Annotated in this window: 17 protein-coding genes; 13 read left to right on the forward strand and 4 right to left on the reverse strand. The window is 50.5% G+C overall.

The genetic code is table 11. From position 1 onward, the window contains the following. The first annotated feature begins 8 nt into the window (after nt 1-8). The 5 genes from H9Q78_RS14500 (at nt 9) to H9Q78_RS09890 (ending at nt 4,810) form a co-directional block, all read left to right on the forward strand. The gene (locus tag H9Q78_RS14500; RefSeq protein WP_283245048.1) at nt 9-692 is read left to right on the forward strand and encodes a BclA C-terminal domain-containing protein; all 684 of its coding nucleotides are present in this window, start codon (nt 9-11) and stop codon (nt 690-692) included. A 95-nt stretch (nt 693-787) separates the two neighbouring features. Next, complete coding sequence (locus tag H9Q78_RS09875; protein WP_249301397.1) at nt 788-1,045, forward strand: acyl carrier protein; 258 nt, start codon at nt 788-790, stop codon at nt 1,043-1,045. A 180-nt stretch (nt 1,046-1,225) separates the two neighbouring features. Then, on the forward strand, nt 1,226-3,820 hold the full coding sequence (clpB, locus tag H9Q78_RS09880; RefSeq protein WP_249301398.1) for an ATP-dependent chaperone ClpB: 2,595 nt from the start codon (nt 1,226-1,228) through the stop codon (nt 3,818-3,820). A gap of 22 nt (nt 3,821-3,842) precedes the next feature. Next, the gene (locus H9Q78_RS09885; protein WP_249301399.1) at nt 3,843-4,019 is read left to right on the forward strand and encodes a DUF4250 domain-containing protein; all 177 of its coding nucleotides are present in this window, start codon (nt 3,843-3,845) and stop codon (nt 4,017-4,019) included. A 77-nt stretch (nt 4,020-4,096) separates the two neighbouring features. Beyond that, entirely contained in the window at nt 4,097-4,810 is a 714-nt protein-coding gene (locus H9Q78_RS09890; RefSeq protein WP_249301400.1) for a polysaccharide deacetylase family protein, read from the forward strand. 3 nt (nt 4,811-4,813) lie between these two features. Here the strand turns inward: H9Q78_RS09890 and H9Q78_RS09895 are convergent, their stop codons facing one another. After that, nucleotides 4,814-6,133 carry a replication-associated recombination protein A gene (locus H9Q78_RS09895; RefSeq protein WP_249301401.1) on the reverse strand — a complete coding sequence of 440 codons (1,320 nt, stop codon included), beginning with the start codon at nt 6,131-6,133 and terminating at the stop codon, nt 4,814-4,816. A gap of 168 nt (nt 6,134-6,301) precedes the next feature. Here H9Q78_RS09895 and H9Q78_RS09900 point away from each other — a divergent pair, with 168 nt between their 5' ends. The 7 genes from H9Q78_RS09900 to H9Q78_RS09930 all read left to right on the forward strand — a co-directional run bounded on the left by H9Q78_RS09900 (nt 6,302) and on the right by H9Q78_RS09930 (nt 14,905). After that, a complete protein-coding gene (locus H9Q78_RS09900) occupies nt 6,302-7,024 on the forward strand; it encodes a tRNA threonylcarbamoyladenosine dehydratase (RefSeq protein ID WP_249301402.1) in 723 nt (240 codons plus the stop codon). Between the two features lie 82 nt (nt 7,025-7,106). Next, entirely contained in the window at nt 7,107-7,613 is a 507-nt protein-coding gene (locus H9Q78_RS09905) for an RNA polymerase sigma factor (RefSeq protein ID WP_249301403.1), read from the forward strand. After that, nucleotides 7,591-8,580, forward strand: coding sequence for a DUF4825 domain-containing protein (locus H9Q78_RS09910; protein WP_249301404.1), 990 nt, complete (start codon nt 7,591-7,593; stop codon nt 8,578-8,580). The genes H9Q78_RS09905 and H9Q78_RS09910 overlap by 23 nt, the downstream gene beginning before the upstream one ends. Nucleotides 8,581-8,727: 147 nt before the next feature. Next, nucleotides 8,728-12,261: a DUF5717 family protein gene (locus tag H9Q78_RS09915; protein ID WP_249301405.1), complete on the forward strand. Its 3,534-nt coding sequence runs from the start codon at nt 8,728-8,730 to the stop codon at nt 12,259-12,261. Nucleotides 12,262-12,284: 23 nt separating this feature from the next. After that, nucleotides 12,285-13,547 carry a DUF5716 family protein gene (locus H9Q78_RS09920; protein ID WP_249301407.1) on the forward strand — a complete coding sequence of 421 codons (1,263 nt, stop codon included), beginning with the start codon at nt 12,285-12,287 and terminating at the stop codon, nt 13,545-13,547. A 30-nt stretch (nt 13,548-13,577) separates the two neighbouring features. Next, nucleotides 13,578-14,399 (forward strand): hypothetical protein, encoded by an 822-nt coding sequence (locus H9Q78_RS09925; protein ID WP_249301409.1) that lies wholly within the window; start codon nt 13,578-13,580, stop codon nt 14,397-14,399. Then, entirely contained in the window at nt 14,396-14,905 is a 510-nt protein-coding gene (locus H9Q78_RS09930) for a shikimate kinase (RefSeq protein ID WP_249301411.1), read from the forward strand. Before H9Q78_RS09925 ends, H9Q78_RS09930 begins: the two co-directional genes overlap by 4 nt. A gap of 18 nt (nt 14,906-14,923) precedes the next feature. Here H9Q78_RS09930 and H9Q78_RS09935 read toward each other — a convergent pair whose 3' ends face one another. Then, complete coding sequence (locus tag H9Q78_RS09935) at nt 14,924-17,161, reverse strand: EAL domain-containing protein (RefSeq protein ID WP_249301413.1); 2,238 nt, start codon at nt 17,159-17,161, stop codon at nt 14,924-14,926. Nucleotides 17,162-17,301: 140 nt separating this feature from the next. On the opposite strand from H9Q78_RS09935, the gene H9Q78_RS09940 reads away from it, so the two are divergent. Continuing rightward, nucleotides 17,302-18,801, forward strand: a complete 1,500-nt coding sequence (locus H9Q78_RS09940; RefSeq protein WP_249301415.1) for a GntR family transcriptional regulator — start codon at nt 17,302-17,304, stop codon at nt 18,799-18,801. 2 nt (nt 18,802-18,803) lie between these two features. Here the strand turns inward: H9Q78_RS09940 and aroD are convergent, their stop codons facing one another. Next, nucleotides 18,804-19,589: a type I 3-dehydroquinate dehydratase gene (gene aroD, locus H9Q78_RS09945; RefSeq protein WP_249301417.1), complete on the reverse strand. Its 786-nt coding sequence runs from the start codon at nt 19,587-19,589 to the stop codon at nt 18,804-18,806. Then, nucleotides 19,586-20,353, reverse strand: a complete 768-nt coding sequence (locus H9Q78_RS09950; RefSeq protein WP_249301418.1) for a shikimate dehydrogenase family protein — start codon at nt 20,351-20,353, stop codon at nt 19,586-19,588. The genes aroD and H9Q78_RS09950 overlap by 4 nt, the downstream gene beginning before the upstream one ends. Nucleotides 20,354-20,503 lie beyond the last annotated feature (150 nt).

Below are 20,503 nucleotides of genomic sequence, written 5' to 3' on the forward strand. Positions count from 1 at the left end.
ATGATTAAATGCGAAATAATGATATAGAATTAAACACGGAATCCTGCTGCAGAGGTAACCGGTGCAGGCCGTGCCCGCCGCCATGTCCTCCGCCATGCCCGCCAGGCTGTAAGGGAGACCAGGGAGAACCAGGACCGGCAGGCCCCCAAGGAGAACCAGGACCGGCAGGTCCCCAAGGAGAACCAGGACCGGCAGGTCCCCAGGGAGAACCAGGACCAGCAGGTCCCCAGGGAGAACCGGGACCGGCAGGCCCCCAGGGAGGAAATGGCTCTGCAGGCGCTCTGGCTTATGGATCTTTAAGAGGGATTAGCATAGAGATACCTGGGAGAGTACCTACACCTGTTCCATTTAGTTTAGCTGGGCCTTTATCCAATATGTCTGTTGATCAGTCGGGTAATAATTTAATAGTGAATGAAACCGGTGTTTATCAAATAACGATTTCTATTAATGCGGAAGCCACTGTTGATCCAGACGCCGCTCAACCTTATATAAATGCATTTGTGACGGTCAATGGGATGCCAATCTTTGACGATATTACTTCTTATTTTAATATAACTAATAGAAGCAGTTCATCATTTATTGTTCAAAGTTCCTTAACAGCAGGTGATGAAATAGGAGTAAGCGCAAGTACAAACTTTTTAACACTAGGGTATATGAATCGTTCTTTAACCGTTATTCAAATAAGCCGCTGAATCTTGACTATGTAATATAACGATTCCCTTTTCCCAGTCTGGCGGTTTTCAAAAATAACGTTCTTTAAAATTTGAAAGCGGAGGTAAAACGGGTTATGGAAGTATGGAATATCATTACACAAAAGATAGAAGATATCAAAGATGTAACTGTTCCCATTACCCGGGAATCTCATCTATATACGGATTTAGGCTTTGACTCGCTCGCTTTTGTCAGCCTGCTTTTCAGGTTGGAAGAAGATTTTCAGATATCCTTCGGGATAACGGAGATAGAACAATGTCTGCAGGCAGGAAGGCTGTCTGAGCTGATGGAATCCAAGATAAGAGAACGCGAAAGAGTGCGGAGGAGACCATGAAGCTGCTTATAACACCGCCGCCTTCCTGCCGGACGGTGGTGCATACAGCGGCGCTTTCTGGGGGACCATTATGGCAGAGATGAAAATAAAAATTAGCACTCTCCTATTGACAGTGCTAAAAATAAGTGTTATAGTACGAATATAACAAAGAAATGGGAAAGTACACAAGGAGGTGTCCTTATGAATATCAATAAATTTACACAGAATTCTCTGCAGGCAGTTCAGAATTGCGAGAAACTGGCTTATGAATATGGAAATCAGGAGATTGATCAGGAGCATTTGCTCTCCAGCCTGCTGTCCCTGGACGACAGCCTGATCAAGAAGCTGATCGTTAAGATGGAGATTCAGCCGGAATATTTTGTAAACCGGGTGGATGAGGCGCTGAATAAGAAGGTCAAAGTATCTGGAGACTCAAAACTTTATGTCAGCAGCGACCTGAACAAGGTTCTTGTCAACGCGGAAGATGAGGCAAAACAGATGGGAGACGAATATGTATCGGTCGAGCATCTGTTTCTGGCGCTGCTTAAATATCCAAATTCCGCGATGAAGGCATTGTTTAAGGAATTCGGGATTACCAGAGATCGTTTTCTGCAGGCCCTTACCACAGTGAGAGGAAACCAGAGAGTGACCAGTGACAATCCGGAGGCCACTTATGATACGCTGGCTAAATACGGAACGGATCTGGTAGAAAGAGCCAGGAATCAGGAGATGGATCCGGTCATCGGACGGGACACAGAGATACGGAATATCATTCGGATCCTGTCCCGGAAGACAAAAAACAACCCGGTACTCATCGGAGAACCTGGCGTCGGCAAGACTGCCGTAGTCGAGGGGCTGGCTCAGAGGATCGTCCGGGGTGACGTGCCGGAGGGGCTGAAGGACAAGATCGTGTTTTCCCTGGACATGGGAGCTCTGGTGGCAGGAGCGAAGTACAGGGGGGAATTCGAAGAGCGGCTCAAGGCTGTCTTGGAAGAGGTGAAGAAGAGTGAAGGAAAGATCCTTCTGTTTGTGGATGAGCTCCACACCATAGTAGGGGCTGGAAAGACAGATGGAGCCATGGACGCGGGGAACATGCTGAAGCCCATGCTGGCGAGAGGAGAGCTGCATTGCATAGGAGCTACGACCCTGGATGAATACCGCAAATATATTGAAAAGGACGCGGCTCTGGAACGGAGGTTCCAGCCGGTTATGGTGGATGAACCTACGGTGGAGGATACGATCTCCATCCTGAGGGGGCTTAAGGACAGATATGAGGTATTCCACGGCGTGAAGATCAACGACGCGGCTTTAGTCAGCGCCGCGATTCTGTCTAATCGCTATATTTCCGACCGGTTCTTGCCAGATAAGGCCATCGACCTGGTGGACGAGGCCTGTGCCCTGATCAAGACGGAGCTGGATTCCATGCCGACGGAGCTGGATGAACTGTCCAGAAAGATCATGCAGCTGGAGATTGAAGAAGCAGCTTTAAAGAAGGAGACGGATAACCTGAGCAAGGACAGGCTGGCGGCCCTTCAGAAGGAGCTGGCAAATTACCGGGAAGAGTTTGGAAAGATGAAAGCCCAGTGGGATAATGAAAAGACCTCCGTGGAGAAGCTCCAGAAGCTGCGTGAGCAGATAGATGAGATCAACAGCCAGATTCAGATAGCCAAACAGAACTATGACCTCAACAAAGCCGCTGAGCTCCAGTACGGCAGACTGCCGGAGCTTACAAAACAGCTGGAGATTGAAGAGGAAAGAGTCAAGGGGCAGGATTTGTCCCTGCTCCATGAAGCGGTGACAGAAGAGGAAATCGCACGGATCATTTCCCGGTGGACGGGGATTCCGGTGGCGAAATTGACGGAAAGTGAAAGAAACAAGACGCTGCACCTGGATGACGAGCTGCATAAGAGGGTGATCGGACAGAACGAAGGCGTCACGAAGGTGACGGAGGCGATAATCCGTTCCAAGGCAGGTATCAAGGACCCGACGAAACCCATCGGTTCCTTCCTGTTCCTGGGGCCCACCGGCGTCGGCAAGACTGAGCTTGCAAAAGCTCTGGCAGAAAGCCTGTTTGATGACGAACAGAACATGGTCCGTATCGACATGAGCGAATATATGGAGAAATACTCGGTATCCCGTCTGATCGGAGCGCCTCCCGGATATGTCGGCTATGACGAAGGCGGTCAGCTGACAGAGGCCGTGAGGAGGAAGCCTTATTCGGTGGTCCTGTTTGACGAGATTGAAAAAGCCCATCCGGATGTATTCAATGTGCTTCTGCAGGTGCTGGACGACGGGCGCATCACGGATTCTCAGGGCAGGACAGTGGATTTCAAGAACACGATCCTGATCATGACCTCCAACCTGGGCTCCTCTTATCTGCTGGAGGGAATAGACGAGGACGGGACTATCAGGCCGGAAAATGAGAAACTTGTCATGAATGACCTCAAGAATCATTTCCGTCCGGAATTCCTGAACCGTCTGGACGAGATCATCATGTTCAAGCCGCTGACAAAGGATGACATCGGCCATATCATCGGGCTGATGGTGGAAGGCGTGAACAAGCGCCTGGAGGAGCGTGAAATCTCCATCCGCCTGACGAAAGCGGCGGAGGACTTTGTGGTGGAAAACGGATATGATCCGGTCTACGGCGCAAGGCCCCTGAAACGGTATCTCCAGAAGCATGTGGAGACTCAGGCGGCGAAGCTGATACTGGCGGATCAGGTGCGGGCCGGGGATACCATCGTCATGGATGTGAAGGACGGCGCCCTGACGGCCTATGTGGAAGCGAAGCGATAAAGAAAAGGAAGGTACATTTCCAATGGAACTGCCTAAGGACCCGGCAATGCTTTTAAGCATTGTCAATATGAAGCTGAGGGATTTTTATCCCACGCTGACGACGCTCTGTGAGGAAATGGAGATAAAAGAAACAGAACTTACGGAGCGTCTGGCTTCCATCGGCTATGAGTACGATGCCGATGGAAACCAGTTTGTGTAAAGCCCCTCCAAGTTGGATAGTACATGTGTCCTCCTGCATATAATAGATAAAATACGCAGTTAAAGGGGACAGGAACCTTGGGTAAGCGGGGAGTCACAGTTCTTTTAACCGTTTTACTGGCAGTCTGCCTGCTGGGAATGGAAAAAATAAAGAGCCGGGAGGCCGGCACGGAGCCGGAACAGGAGGAAAATATAAACGTGGGGGCAGAGACGGCTGAGAGCACGGCGGAGGATGAGCCCCGGCTGGTAGCTCTCACCTTTGACGACGGCCCCCATGCCGTTTTTACAAAGAAGCTGCTGGACGGCCTGAAAGAGCGGGATGTAAAAGCCACTTTCTTTCTCATTGGAAAAAGCATTGAGGGGAAGGAAGACGTGGTAAAGCAGATGGCCGAGGACGGTCATCTGGTCGGAAGCCATACGTATAACCATGTGCAGCTGACAAAGCTCCCGGTAAAAAAAGCATGCGAAGAAATTACGATGACCAACGACGCCATTTACAATGTCACCGGGAAGATACCGGAATACATCCGGCCGCCCTTTGGATCCTGGGATAAAGAATTGGAATGTGCGGTAAACATGACGGCAGTCTTGTGGAATGTGGACCCGAGAGACTGGCAGGTACAGGATACGGACACGGTGGTGAAACATGTGCTGAACCATGTGGAAAACGGAAGCATCATCCTTCTCCATGATGTTTATGGTACATCTGTAGAAGCGGCTTTCCAGATCGTGGATGCGCTGAAGGAACAGGGCTATACCTTTGTAACGGTGGATGAACTGATTTTAGACTAAAAATCAGTCTTTTTTCAGCCATTCCAGCCACTCCTTGATCTTTTTTTCATAGCCGAGATCTGTCGGCTCATAGAAGACGGTTCCCACCACCTCATCGGGCAGATACTGCTGTTTGACATAGTGATTGGGGAAGCTATGAGCATACTTATAATCAAGTCCGTGCCCCAGCTTGGCGGCTCCTTTGTAATGAGAATCTTTAAGATGGGGAGGGACTGTTTTCATCTTTTCAGAGCGGACCCGTTCCATAGCGGAATCTATGGCCATACAGCAGGCGTTGCTTTTTGGCGCGGAGGCCACATAAATGGCAGCGTGGGACAGGACGATGCGGGCTTCGGGCATACCGAGGCGTTCTACCGCCTGCGCGGCGGCTACCGCTACCTGGAGGGCTTGAGGATCGGCATTTCCCACGTCCTCGGAAGCGCATATCATGATACGGCGGGCGATGAATTTGATGTCCTCGCCGGCGTACAGCATACGGGCGAGATAATAGACCGCGGCATCGGGATCGGATCCCCTCATACTTTTTATGAAAGCGGAAATGGTGTCGTAATGATTGTCCCCCGTTTTGTCATATTGTATGGCGCGTTTCTGGATACACTCCTGCGCCACATCCAGGGTGATGCGGATCAGGCCGCGTTCATCTTTGGGTGTAGATAAAGCGCCCAGCTCCAGGGCATTTAAGGCGGAGCGGGCGTCACCGCCTGAAATATCGGCCAGGAATTCCAGCGCATCCTCCTCTATGGATACATTCAGCGCCCCGAGGCCCTTTTCCTTGTCATGGACGGCACGGGAGAGAAGCTCTTTGATATCTTCTTTTGTGAGGTCCTCCAGCTGAAAAATGATAGAGCGGGAAATAAGGGCGCTGTTCACCTCAAAATAAGGGTTTTCCGTGGTGGCGCCAATCAGAACGATGGTCCCATCCTCTACGAAGGGCAGCAGGTAATCCTGCTGTCCTTTATTGAATCTGTGGATTTCATCGATAAATAAAATGGTCTTTTTTCCAAACATGCCCAGAGAGTCTTTGGCTTTGTGAACGACTTCCTCCATGTCTTTTTTACCCGCGGAGGTGGCGTTGATCTGCGTAAAGGTGGACTTGGTGGTATTGGCGATGACCTTGGCGATCGTTGTCTTCCCGGTGCCGGGCGGACCATATAAGATGATAGAGCTCAGCTTGTCCGCAGCAATCGCGCGGTAAAGCAGGGTGCCCTTGCCGATGATATGCTTTTGGCCGACGATTTCCTCCAGGGAAGACGGACGCATCCTGGCGGCAAGTGGAGCTTCCTTTTCCTGAGTGTTTTCTCTCATATAATCAAATAAATCCATAATATCCTCCGGTTCAAACGTATGTTCCTGCATTTTTCTTCATTATACCCTTACCCGCCCCTGGTTGACAAGGGGAATACACGGTAAATGAAAGGAATTTTAAATGACCGGAAAAAGAAGGGTATGATATAATAACAGCATCAATGGGCAGAAAGGGAAGGATTGCAGATGGAGAATGAATTTTCCAGGACAGAGCTTCTTCTGGGACATGTTTCCATGGAAAAGCTTAGAAACAGCCACGTACTGGTATTTGGGGTGGGAGGAGTAGGCTCCCATTGTATAGAAGCCCTCGCGAGGAGCGGGATCGGGACCTTTACCCTAGTGGATAATGACGTGGTCTCCCTAACCAATATCAACCGTCAGAGCATCGCCTATCACAGCACTGTCGGACAATATAAGACACAGGTGATGAAAGACAGGATTCTCGATATCAACCCGGAGGCCAGAGTGACAGCCAGAGAGCAATTTGTGCTGTCGGACGACATCGGGGGGATGCTGGAAGCAAGGCCGGATTATATCGTGGATGCCATCGATACGGTGACGGCAAAAGTCTCACTGGCCGTAATGGCAGAGGAGAGAGACATTCCAATCATCAGCAGTATGGGGACCGGAAATAAACTCGACCCATCTGCGTTTGAGATTGCAGATATTTATGAGACCTCGGTCTGCCCTCTGTGCAGAGTGATGAGGCGGGAGCTGAAAAAACGGGGCGTAAAACGTCTGACCGTACTGTATTCCAAAGAAGAGCCGGCTGTCATATGCCCCGCAGGGGCAGAGATGGAAACAAAGGGAGCCTCTGGGCGTCCCGCGCCGGGGAGCGTGTCTTTTGTACCTCCTGTGGCGGGGCTTCTTATGGCAGGCTATGTGGTGCGGAGGCTGGCAGGGGTGTAATATTGTCTGATCCAAAAATTTTGCCAAGCTGTAACGAATGGAGGAGTACGGTTACTAAACTTATAGAAAGGAGAAATCATATATGGATACGATGGAAGTGGTTTACCAGAAATATGCCAAAGCCGTATACGGGTTTCTCCTGTCAAAGACAAATCATCCGGATCTGGCGGAGGAGATGACCCAGGAGGTTTTTTATCAGGCGGTCAAAAGCGCCGGCCGTTTTAAAGAAGAAAGCAGCGTCCTCACCTGGCTGTGTTCCATCGCCGGCCATGTATGGTGCAATTATCTGAGGAAAAAGAAACAGGAGAGGACGGTAGCACTGGAGGAGACGGCACAGGAAATGTCTGTGGGTTCCGCAGAGGATGCGGCAATCGGGAACTGGGACAGTCTCCGGACCTTGAAAGCCCTTCACAGGCTGGAGGAACCAATGCGGGAAGTGATGTATCTGCGGCTGACAGCGAACCTTTCCTTTCGCGAGATCGGTGAGATCATGGAACGGACAGAGAATTGGGCAAGGGTAAATTATTACCGGGGGAAAGAGAAGATATGGAAGGAGGTCAAAAAAGATGAGCCAGAAAATACCGTGTGAGCTTATACAGGATCTGCTGCCTTCCTATGTGGACGGACTGACCTCTGAGGTGAGTGGCAGAGAAATAGAGGAGCATTTTCTTACATGCAGAGAATGTCGCGGCCGGTATGAGACACTGCGCGCTTCTGCGGAAGAAGAGAAAAAAGAGGCACAGAGCAAAAACAAGAGAGAGATCGACTATCTGAAAAAGGTCCGGAATAAGAACCGGACGAAAATCGCCGCCGGGATAATCGCGACGATCATGATCCTGGCATTGCTTGCGTTCCTCAAGCTGTTTGTGACAGGAAGCTCCTCCTCGAACTATGAGCCTGAGATTTCTGTGGACCAGGGGCAGGTACAGATTAAAGGAACGCTTACAGACTCGGCCGCGGCATTTGTTAAATGCAGGCTTGTCTCAGAGGGGGAGAAAAAAAGGCTGGTGGTGTATACGGCTCTGCCTTCTTTTTGGAACAAGAATGGTGATTTCTCCGCAGGTTATTCCCTGGAGGAGATAGGAAAAGGACTGCTGATAAACGGGAACGAAGTCATGCCGGACGGCAGTGTCATTTCCAGCAAAGCCGCGGAATTGTTTGAAAAGAAAAATCCTTATATCGGGGATATGCCAGCAAATGGCCGCATTGCACAGACTCTGGGCATTTCAGATGATCTGGGGGGCTTTCAGAATTCTCTTCAAACGACGGAGGAGCCCTACGGATGGACTCTGGAATTCAGAGATCCAGTCACCGGAAGCGGGGAGGAATTATTCCGCAGCAGGATGGAGGCCTATTCCTGTATGCTTTTGGCGCTGATAGACAATGCGGGAGAGATTTCCTGGACCTATCAGGCGGAGACAGAGGACGGCGTACATGAGAGGAGTGGAAGTGTGACGGCATCTGAGGCTTCTCAGAGGCTTAGCAAGGATATCAAAAGCTGCTCGGAGAGCAAAGAACAAGTGCAGGAGCTGCTGGATGAACTGGGCATCCGCTGAAAATCTAAGATTTTTTGTCAAAAAACCTGTTTTCTAGTGCCAAGAATGTCTTTTTATGATAGAATGGGCACAGAGCGCAACCACTGTTTGGTGTGGCCGGTGAGGCCATGGCAGGGTACACGATCAAAGGCAGGTGGATTGGGAAATATGAAGGAGCGGATTAACCGTCTTGCAAAAGGACTGATTGAATACGATGAAGTACAGGTCTCTTTTTCTGCTGCACAGATAGAAGAGGCTGTAGTTCTGGATGATAAAAAACGGGGAGAATTCCATGTTATCTGTGAGGTGGGAAAGGCCGTCAAGGGATTGGTCTATTCCACCAATCAAAAAGTAAGCCTGCTCAGCGAGAATTTTATGGGAAAGGACTGCCGGATCATTTATGAGATAGACGCCTCTTATGCGGAAGGAGACATCACGGGGGAATTCCAGGTGGTCTGCAGCGGAGGGGAGTTCCGGATTCCCTATCATTTTCATGTCTGCGCGGTAAATCCGGAGGGACGCCAGGTGACTTCCCTGAAGGAATTTACCATACTGGCCAAAGAGAACGAGGAGGAGGCCCTGAAATTTTTTGAGTCCTCTGATTTTGTCAAATGCCCGTTCATGCAGGAAGCCGGTATCAGGGTCTTGTACGATGGGCTTTGGGGACGAGGAAACCGGCAGAATGCGCTGGAAGAGTTTTTAGTAGGAGCCGGTTTAAAAAAACCGGTCCTGTTTCACATAAAAAAGAAAGACAGAGATTACCAGGCTCCGCCGGAGTCCTTTTCTGACACCTTGGTCATAAAGAGGAGCGGATGGGGATATATCCGCCTGGAGCTGACCGCGGATACTGATTTTATCCAACTGGAAAGAACTGCCGTCACGGAACAGGACTTTGACGGAGATTCCTGCACGGTGGGCTACACGGTGCGTTTTGACCGGCTTCATGCGGGACATAACTGGGGAGCCGTCCAGGTGAAAGGGATATATGGAGAAGAGACGGTGCCCATTTCTGTCACCCTTCATTCCAACCGGACCTGGACAGATGGACCTTCCTATAAAAAAGATTTTAATAACTTTATTTCTCTGGATCTTAAGCAGTGGGCGGGAGAATATGAGAGGAACCTTCTTCTCAACAGTATGCAGACGGCCCTTTCCCGCACTCATGCCACGGCGCAGAACCCCAGTGTCATCCGGCTTTATCAGGCGGGTATCTTTTTGATGCAGGATAAAAAGGATCAGGCTCTCCAGATGCTGGAGGAGGCCAGAGACGCGGTCCTGGACAACCGGGATAAGGACGTTGCCTCCTACTGCTTTTATATGTACCTTAAAGTACGGGAAAGTGGGGAGAATGTCCAGAGACAGACCATGGTGAAGCTGCTTAGAAAATATTATGAAGAAGGCGTTGCCTCGGACATGGCGCTTTACATTTTGATGCAGACGGACCAGGAGCTTCTGGAAAATGACAGCCTTGCGCTGTCCAGGCTCAAAGAACATTTCCGGAAAGGATGCAGAAGCCCCTATTTATATCTGGGTGTCTGCCGGATCCTGAGAAAAAATCCGGAGCTTTTGCGGGTCATGGAGGAGTTTGAGATACAGAGCCTCTGGTTCGGGGCCAGATATCATATGGTGGAAGAGGGACTGGCAAAAAAGGCGGCCCTCCAATCCATACAGGTGAAGCGGTGCAGGAGGCTCTGTCTCAGACTTCTGAAAAAGCTCTATGAGACATATCCGTCCAAAGAGATCCTGACCGGCGTCTGTGCGATGCTGATTCGGGGCGACTGCAGGAGTGAGGCCGATTTCAGCTGGTATGCCAAGGGGGTAGAAGAGGATATCCATCTGACCCGCCTTTACGAATACTATCTGTATGCGCTGCCGGAGGGATATGATAAACCGCTCCCGAGGATACTGCTCCTGTATTTTTCCTATAACCACACGCTGGATTATCATGCGCAGGCGATTCTTTATCTGAATGTGCTCACATATATGAAAGAGGACGATGAGATTTACCGGGCTTATGAGAGCCAGATCGAGAATTTCGCAGTAGAGCAGCTGTTCCAGAGCCATATGAATGAGGCCCTGGCTCAGATATACAGCCAGATGGTCTTTCCGGAAATTATTGATGAGAAGATCGCCCGGGTGCTTCCGAAACTTTTGTACGCAAAAAATATCCGGTGTGGGAACCCGTGGATGCGGCAGGTCGTGCTGTGTTATGAGGAAATGCGGGGAGAGACCGTGGCTACCCTGAGAAACGGGAGAGCCTATGTCCCGGTCTATCTGGAAGACGTCCATGTGATGTTCCAGGACGACTACGGGAATCGATACAGCGGCATACCGTATTCCATGACGGGCATGATGGACTGCCCGAAGCTGGCAGAGCGCACGGCGGAGCTTTATCCTTCCCATGAGATGATGCGCCTTTTGAGCTGTCAGCAGGTGCTCGCCAAGAAGCAGTATTATACGGAGGATATCGATATCCTGAAGGATATCTCCCAAGAAGAGAATATCCATGAGCTGTACCGGAAAAAATTGGTATCCAAGATCATTTCTTATTATTATAAAATGGAAGAAACGGCGGCCTGTGACGAATATCTCCTCAGCATCGATAAAAAGCTGCTGAAAGCGGAGGACAGGTTTAAGGTCATGGACGCCCTTATTACCAAGGATTTTCATGACGAGGCATATAAGATGGCCGCGAGGTACGGATACCGCAGCCTGAATATCAGCCGGATACTGAAGCTGACCTCCAAGATGATCCTGAAGCATCTGTTTGAAAAGGACGGGCTTCTGCTGGAAATGGCTTATTACTGTTTCGTGGGCGGCCGGTACGACGATGTGATTGTGGAGTATCTGTGCTGCCATTACAATGGACTGAGCCGGCCCATGTACCATGTCCTTTCCGCGGCCCTCACCGGACACATAACCGTATATGATATGCCGGAGCGCCTGCTGGGGCAGATGCTTTTCGATGGAGTATACTGCCACTTGGATGAGGTGTTCCGGTGCTACATCGAAGGAAAATCTGTGGACGAGAGTTTGGTGCGGGCTTATCTGGTTGTGAAGAGCCAGATGTATTTTGAAGGGAACGGAAAGCTGGATGCCGATATCCTGGGCTATATAGAAGTTCAGATCGAACGGTATGAAATCAAGAACGGTCTTCCGGAGATATGTATGCTTGCGCTGACTAAATATTACAGCACGGCGGACGGGCTGACGGACCGCCAGATCGAGCTGTGCCAGAGTATCATAGATGAGCTTTACCGTAAGCGCATTGTATTCGCTTACTATAAAGAGCTGGACCGGTTTATTGACCTTCCCCGGGAGCTGATGGGGAAGACTGTCATCGAGTATCACGGAAAACGGCGCCAGAGCATCTGGATTCACCAGAGACTTCTGCCGGACGGCGGAGAGACAGTCATAGAAACGATACCCCATATGTTTGACGGTTATTTTGTTAAGCTGGTGTCCCTGTTCTATGGAGAGACGATGGAATATGAGATCTATGATGACACCAACAGCTCGGAGCCGGTGATGACAGGCACTGCCGAATATGACGGAGACAGCAGCCGTACGGAGGGCAACCGCGCCGGACGGCTGGATGAACTGCTTCGTCTGCAGGCGTCGGAGGACGGGAATCTGAAAGAAAAAATGGAGAGCTATTCTGTCCGGGATGAGATGACGGAAAAGCTGTTTGATTATTTGTAAGTGTTAAAGGTTGAGGTGGAGAAATGCAGGAATTACTATTGGGAATCGACATATGCGATGATTACAGCCAGATCAGCTATTTTAATCCGCAGACCCTGGAGGCGGAGAATCTCGGGCTGACTGAGGATGAGAGTTCCTGCATGGTCCCCACGGTCATCTGCAAGGAAAAGGGAACAGATTCCTGGTTTATTGGCGAGGAAGCGTACCGGTGCGCCCTGTATGGAAAAGGTACTATGGTGGATAAGCTGGTGAAGCTGGCTGGAAAAAAGGGGACGGCTACCATCGAGGGGATCAAATATTCTGCCGATGATCTGCTGCGTATATTCATCAGGCAGATTCTGGCGATACCGGTGGGACGTCTGGGCAGCGATAAATTTGCGTCGGTAGTGTTCGCATTTCAAAATAAGAGCGCTGATGTGATGGATACGGTCATCAAGGTGACAGATGAAATGGGTATACCGAGAGAATGCGTACACATGGCAAACCATGCGGAGACGTATCTGTTTTACGTCATCAGCCAGAAAAAAGAGCTGTGGATCAATCAATCCTGCCTGTTCGACCTTTCCGAGACAGGTCTCCATTACTATGAGCTCAATGTGATCCGGGGAAGGAAGCCGCAGGTGGTAGAGGTGAGCCACGAAGAGCTGGAGGAGGGTTTCAGCCTGGAGATCCTGGAAACGAACGCTGGAAAAAAGCTGGGTGACACGATTCTCAGCTCCTGTGCCGAACGGCTTCTGCAGAGGAAGGTCATGACCTCCGTATTCCTGACCGGAAAAGGTTTTGAAGACAGCCAGTGGGCCGCCGGCTTCCTGCGTTTTGTCTGCAATAAGCGGCGGGCGTTTTCCGGCCCCGGCCTTTTTGCCAGGGGGGCCGCGTATATGGCGTACGATCATATGCAGGAGGAGACCTCTTATCCTTACGTATGTCTGTGTGAGGGACGTCTGCAGTCCACCATAAGCATGCAGGTCTGGCATGAAGGCCGGGAACGGCAGCTGGTGCTGGCGTCGGCCGGGAGCGATTGGTATGAGGCAAAGGCTGCCGCTTCCTTTATACTGGACAATACCAATGTGCTGGAATTTCTTGTGACGCCGATGGGAAACGGCCGCCAGAGCAAGCTGGTGATCCAGCTGGATGAATTTCCGGCCAGGCCGAATAAGACAACAAAGGTGGAGGTGATCGCGGCATTTCTGAGCGAGTCCAAGATCAGCATCCGTGTCATAGACAGGGGCTTCGGAGAGTTTTTTCCCGCGGCTGGTCAGATGATACGTCAGGATTTTCAGATATGAGAACAGACACAAGATGGAAAAGGGGTCATTATGAGTGGGTTGATCTTATGTAACGATACAAATGTAAAGAATCCGTATCCGATCGCGGAGCTTGGGATATCCCTGCATACTGCGGAGGAGCTTTGCTATTATATCTACAATTATGTGTTTCTGCTGGAAAGTGATTTCATCAATGAGCCTCTTTTGTATTTTATCGGCACTGAGCTGGCCATGCCTAAGCTGGAAGAGAAGATCCGCAAGTGGATCGCGGACCAGTCGGATATGGCTCAGATCTTGTTTATGATCCTGCAGGATATCCATTACTACAGCGAAGCGGAGCTGGGAGTATTTAAAACTCAGCTGGAGTGGATGCGCCGCGCCAATCCTTCCGAGCGGGCGAAGAAAAAGGCGGATTATCTGCTTCAGAAGCGTAAATATGCAGGAGCCATACATCTATATGACAGCATAATCGGCGGGGAACAGGATAAGGGAATGACAAAAGAATTCATGGGCGCGCTGTATCACAACAAGGGTGTGGCGTATGCTGGGCTCTTTGAGGCCGAAAAAGCCCTGGAATGTATGGAGAAGGCATATGAGAGCCTGGAAAAGGAAGAAATCCTGAAGGAAATTTTTTTCCTTTGCCAGATAAGCGAGGAGCTGGAGCTTCCTGAGGCCATGATGCTGGCGGTGCCGGCAGAGCAGCAGTTTAAATGGAAGGAAGAATTCGATACTCTGTATAAGCACCTTATGTATTCCGGAAAAGGAAAGGAATTGGAGGAGCTTTGGGAGAAGGATTCCATCAGACGAAAGGCTGGGATCCAGAAATTGCTGTCACAGTGGAAGCAGGAATACAGGGAGATGGCGAAATCATGAATATTGCGTTGATTGGATTTATGGGCGTGGGAAAAACAACCGTTTCCCACGCCTTAAGTGAACGTCTTGGCATAGAAGAGACGGACATTGACCAGTGGATCGTGGAAAAAACGGGACGTCCCATAGCGGAGATTTTTGAAAAAGAAGGAGAACAGGCCTTCCGGGATAGGGAGACGGAGGCGATAAAAGAGCTGGCGTCGGGAGACGGCCGGATTCTTTCCTGCGGGGGCGGTGCGGTTCTGCGGGCGTGTAACGTGGAAGCGCTGAAGCGCGACGGAGTGATCGTGCTTTTGACGGCCGAGCCAGAAACCATCTTTGAGCGGGTGCGCTGCGGGAAATCCAGGCCGGTCCTCAATGGGAATATGAATGTCGGATATATCGCCCATTTGATGGAAAAAAGGCGGCCTGCCTATGAGGCGGCCGCAGATTTTGCGGTGCCGACGGACGGAAAACCCGTTGAGCAGATCGCAGAAGAGATCGCGGAAAGAATCGGAGACAAGCTGTAATTCGCCGACGGGATTTGATCACTGAGAGTCAGCCCAGGCTTCAAAATCAGAAACGGGAAGCGGGCGGGAAAAGATGTATCCCTGTACGAGCTCACAGTTTATGCTGCGGAGAAAGTCCAGCTGTTCAGAGGTTTCGATTCCCTCTGCCACAGTATGGACTTTCAGCTTTCCGGACAGCTCCAGAAGACAGGAGACCACATCTTTTGCTTTTTTCTGGGAGATATCCAGGAAAAATCTCCGATCTAACTTGATGGTATCCACATCAAATTCCTTTAACAGACCCAGGGAAGAGAAACCGGAACCAAAGTCATCCAGGGAGCAGAGAAAACCGAGCCGGTGCATTTCCTTTATCTGGCCTTTGATGTTTTCAATATCCTGGTCTTCAAAGAAAACAGATTCAGTCAGCTCCAGCTCTATCAGACCGGTAGGTACATGGTGCTGTCCGGCTATCCCGGCGAAATCTTCTAGGATGCCGGGTTTTTTAAAATTCTGCCGGGAGAGGTTGACGGAAATGGGAAAGATTTCTCGTCCCTCTTTTATCCAGCGCTCCAGAACAGAGCAAACCTTTGTGAATATATAAGAGTCCAGCTGGCAGATGCTTCCGTTTTTTTCAAACAGCGGGATGAAATCGGAAGGATAGATCATACCCTTGAGGGGATGATCCCAGCGGACGAGGGCTTCTGCCCCCATGACCCGTCCATCTGCCAGCCGGACCTTGGGCTGCAGATAGATTTTAAAATCCTCATTTTCCAGAGAAGGGAGGAAAAGCGCGCTTAGATCCTGTTCTTTCTGAAGGCGTGCGGTAAAGGATGCGTCATAGAATATACAGGTATCGTCGTCGTGGCCCAGGCGGTTCTTGCAGGCCGTTTTTGCCCGGTCCTGCATTACGGTGACTTCCGTGAACGGGTTTTCCACGATATATGCGCCTTGCAGCAGCACCAGATGATAAGGCGGCTCCATACTCTGATTGAACTCATTCAGTTGTCCAAGAAGCAAGGACAGACGTTTCTGGATGGACGCCGGTTCGTTTTCCTTCAGGCACAGAAAGAAATTATCGGCTTCTCCACGGGCTGCCAGCTCCTCCGGACCGAGGTTTTTCTCCAGGATGTGCATGATATGCCGGAGGGTCTCATCCCCCCGCTGTACACCGAAGCTCTCATTGATCAGCTTGAAATTTTTGACGTTGAGGGACACGATGGTATAGGCGTTGTCCGGCTCTTTTTGAAAGAGCTCCCGGCATATGAGCTGAAATCGGAGGTTATTTATGCCTCCAGTCACACGGTCGGTAAAAGCCAGGCGTTCCAGCTGCCGGCGGTGCCTTCTGTAGAAGAAGAACATGGCTGACAGAAGTGCCGCGAACAGGAGGATGATACACGCAGTGATGATATAGGTCTTAGCGATATATTGGTCTGTTTCATAGGAAATCAGGTTTGCCGGTATCAGCGTGAGGAGGACCCAGTCATAACTGCCCAGCGCGTTATAGGCCATGATGGTATCGGTCCCGTCCGCCGCGGTAAAGGAGAGAAGTCCGTTCTGTCCGTTTCTCATATCCACCTGCATCTGCTCAATGGAATTTAAGACATTCTGGTCATCCTGTTTGACGAAAATATCATCCAGAGCGAGGAAAGGCTCCAGATCCGTTGGTGAAATGATGACTTTTCCCTTCCGGTCTAGGATGCAGGTGAGGCCGAGCCCGCTGAAGCACTGAGTCCGGATCAGCTCTTGCATGTTTTCCTTGTTCCGGATACCGGCCAGGACGCCGGCCATTTGCCCGTCTTTTATGAGGGGAATGGAATAGAGGATACTCTGCCGGCCCAAAATAGTGACGCCGTTTTCTCCTTCCAGAGAAGTTTTTATGCCGGGAAGCTCTGACAGGTTTTCGGGAAGTTCTCCTGTACTGTAGGAAGTTCCATCCGGGCTTGTTACAATAAGACTGTTAAAGCCCAGGGACTGTGTTTTTTCATCCAGGAACGTTTTCAGGGCATCCGGTTTTGCTGCGTTGTTGATTTTCAGCAGGCTGTCACCGACCATCTCCAGGTCATAGGTGAGCCTGGAAAGGCGGAAGTCAATGTTGTTCTGCACCTGAAAGGCGACATCGGATACATAAGCGCGTGTCTTCTGGCTCACGGCAGTCTGAAGCTTTGCCGAATTTTGAACGGCAATGACAGACAAGGCGATGACAAGTATGGTGAAGGCGCAGAGAAGTATTCTGCTGCTCAGATGCCGTGAGGCAAGGCCCTTTTTCTGTTTTTTCATAGGATTCTCCTGAATAGAGGAACAGTGTTGGCTGTCCGTCGGAGGACAGAAAATTACAGAATAAAGTGTAGCGTCTGATACAGAATAAAACAAGGGCTAATCTGTGTACATAAGCATATAGGCGGGGAGGGAATATCTTCATGATGGAAGAGGGAAGGGCGGAAGAAATCTCAGAAAAGAAGCAGACATTGTTTGCGTTTGTATATCAAAGCCTGCTTGAGCAGATCACGGCGGGACGGCTGGCATACGGCGGGCGGCTGCCTTCTATGAAAGAGCTTTGCGGCATATATCACGTCAGTATGCGGACGGTCCGTGATGTGCTTGCAGCCTTGAAAAAAGATGGTTATATATGGACGGAGGAGCGAAAGCCGGCGGTGGTCGTCTTCGGGAGAGACGCGGGAAATAAAGGGGAGCGGAATATTAGGGACGTGCTGTCGGAACGGGTTTCCATTTTTGAAGTATATGAGACTATGGCGATTCTGATGCCCCGCCTCTATTCTGTCTCTGCCGCTTTCTGCAGTACGGAGGATTTTATAAAATATGATTCTGCCATAAAACGTGGGGCAAAGAAGGATATAGAAGGGACATGGAGAGTGACCTCTGCGGTGTTTCACGATATTTTGCAAAAATCCAATAATCTTCTTTTTAACGATCTGTATACCAGCATGGAGCTGTATACTCAGATTCCTGTGGAGGCCTGCTCAAAAGAGGAGCATCCGTTCAGGAAAATGGTGAGCAAAGAGAAGATGTACGGAATGAGAGATATGGTAAATTCCCTGAAGAGAAATTATCTGCCGGAGGTAGAAGTGAAATTTGCCGCCATGTACCGCAGGGCAGCCGCGGCAGTGCGTAAGTATGAAGACCAGCAGCCGAATAAAAGAGCGGAACAGGGAGTGGAGCAAAAGGCTTCGTATGTCTGGAACGCGGAAAAAAGAAGGAACTGTCTCTATACGCATATCGGAAGAGAATTGATCAAAAAAATTGGGACCGGAGAATATCCGGCGGGAAGCCGGATACCGTCAGAGGCGGCTCTTGTCAGAGAATATGGTGTGTCCTTGGCAACGGTGCGAAAAGCGGCAGCTATGTTAAACGAGCTGGGATTTGCACAGACCGTGAATGGTAAGGGGACATACGCAAAACTGCCGGACAAAGGATTTCCGGTACACTTTCTGGAGAAGGAGACTTACAGGCAAGATCTGCTGCTGTATATGAGCGCTCTGCAGTTCATGGCCGTCTCCATCGGGCCGGCGGTCCTTCAGGCATTTGACAGGATAGACCTTAAGGTTACAGAGAGGCGTCTCAAAGAGAAAAGGCGGGAGGGAGAGCTTCCAATCACCGTATTGACGGCGACAGTCATTGAGAACATTCCTCTGGAGCCTATGAAGGAGATTTTTATGAAGCTGGAACGGCTTTTGCAGCGGGGATATTATCTGTTTTTCTTCCGGTATGGAAATAGAAGCCTGAACACACTGCGCCAGAGGAGCCTGGCGGCTGTCCATTATCTTCAGATAAAAGACGGAAAAGGCTTTGCAGAAGAGCTGGCTTCCGGATACAGAGGAATCCTGAAGTCTGTGCAGGGATTCGCACTGGAGTATGGAGTGGAGGAAGCCGGGGGCATCGCGGTGCCGTCTGCCTTTTGAGATCATGTATGCAGCAGACGGAGGATGCCCGCCAGTTTTTCCGCGTCAAGCTGACCAGGAGCGGAAGCCTGGCCCGCGGTGCCGAAGGTGAGGCAGGAACCGAAAAATTCTCCGGCGGCCCGGCTGATGACTCCCAGCGGTCCCATGGACATGGTGATGATGGGACAGCTCAGGGACTCTGAGGCCCGGAGGGTGGCTGACAAAAGCGCCAGTACATCTTTTTTTGTACGAGGCATTACAGCCAGCTTGGCGATGCCGCAGCCCATGCTCTCCATGAGGGACAGGCGGGAAAGCAGCTCCGCCTCCGGAGGAGTTTTTTCAAAATCATGGCTGGACAGTATAACATAAGTGCCTTTTTGACGGGCCAGAGAAAGGAGAGGAAGAAGCGGCGAGGAAGACAGGGGGTCTTCCGGCATGGCCGGATCTGTTCCGGTATACAGCTCCAGGTCCAGAAGATCTGCCATACCGCTTCGGAGGACCATTTCATTGAGCGCAAGATAGTCTTCGGCGGACAGATCTCCCTTGCCTCCTTCCTGCATAGTCCGGAAGGTGAACAGGATAAGGGAGCCGGGAAGAACCTGGCGAAGCTGGGCCAGAATTTTGCGGACCTCTTCCGGTTTTGCGACGTTCCGGAAATGGTCGGCCCTCCATTCTATTACATCATGGGGAAGGCCGGTGATCCTTCCGGCTGCTTCGAGGATATCCGGTTCGTCTCTGCCGGTGATCGGTATGCAGAGCTTTGGGATTCCTTCTCCCAATTTCTTGCCGCGTATCGTCAGAGGTTTCATATCAGCTCTCCTTTCGCTAACTCTCTTGTGATTTCAGGAATCACCCGGTTGTCGATCTTACGTTCCAGGAAAAATTCACAGGCATATTTTGCCTGGGCCACCAGCATAGGAAGCCCCGTGATCCCTTTCATGCCGAGGCTTCGCGCCTGGGCGGCAAGGCGGGTCACGGCGGGATTGTATATGATATCCAGCACACACCGGCAGGCAGTGAAGGGGGTCAGATCCAGAGGGGAGGACGAGAGGTCCGGGAACATACCGACAGGAGTCGTATTTACAATGAGCTCTGCGTCCGTATGATGAGCCAGACATTCCTCATAGGTGACGGCGTTTCCTTTGCCGCTCCGGCTCACAGAGATAATGGAGGCCGCTCCCAGCTTCTTAAGGACCGCCAGTATGGCCAGGGATGCGCCTCCTGTTCCGAGCACCAGAGCTTTTTTTCCCAATACCTCTGTCTGGCTGGATACCGTCATATATTCAAAACCAGAAAAATCGGTGTTATGGCCGATGAGCCGGCCGTCTTTGTTCACTATGGTGTTGACTGCTCCTATGGCAGCGGCATGGGCGTCCATTTCGTCCAGATAGGGTATGACCTCTTTTTTATAGGGAATAGTCACATTAACGGCCTTAAAGGCGCGGCTTTTCATAAATTCCGGAAATTCCTCCCGAGAGAGGGGGACCAGGTCGTAAGTATAGTCCGCCAGCTTTTCGTGAATGAGTTTTGAGTAGCTGTGCCCGAGTTTTTCACCGATCAAACCGTATTCCATGGATGCGTATCCTTTCTCTTCGCTTATCTTTTTGACTTATTCCCATAATATCATATACAAGATTCAATTTCACTAGATTATGCTTAATTTATCTATGACTTTTTGAGCCAATTTTCTTGACGATTTTATGGAAAGTTAGCTTGACATATA

The organism is Qiania dongpingensis, from assembly GCF_014337195.1.
In the GTDB taxonomy this organism is placed as follows: Bacteria; Bacillota; Clostridia; order Lachnospirales; family Lachnospiraceae; genus Lientehia; species Lientehia dongpingensis.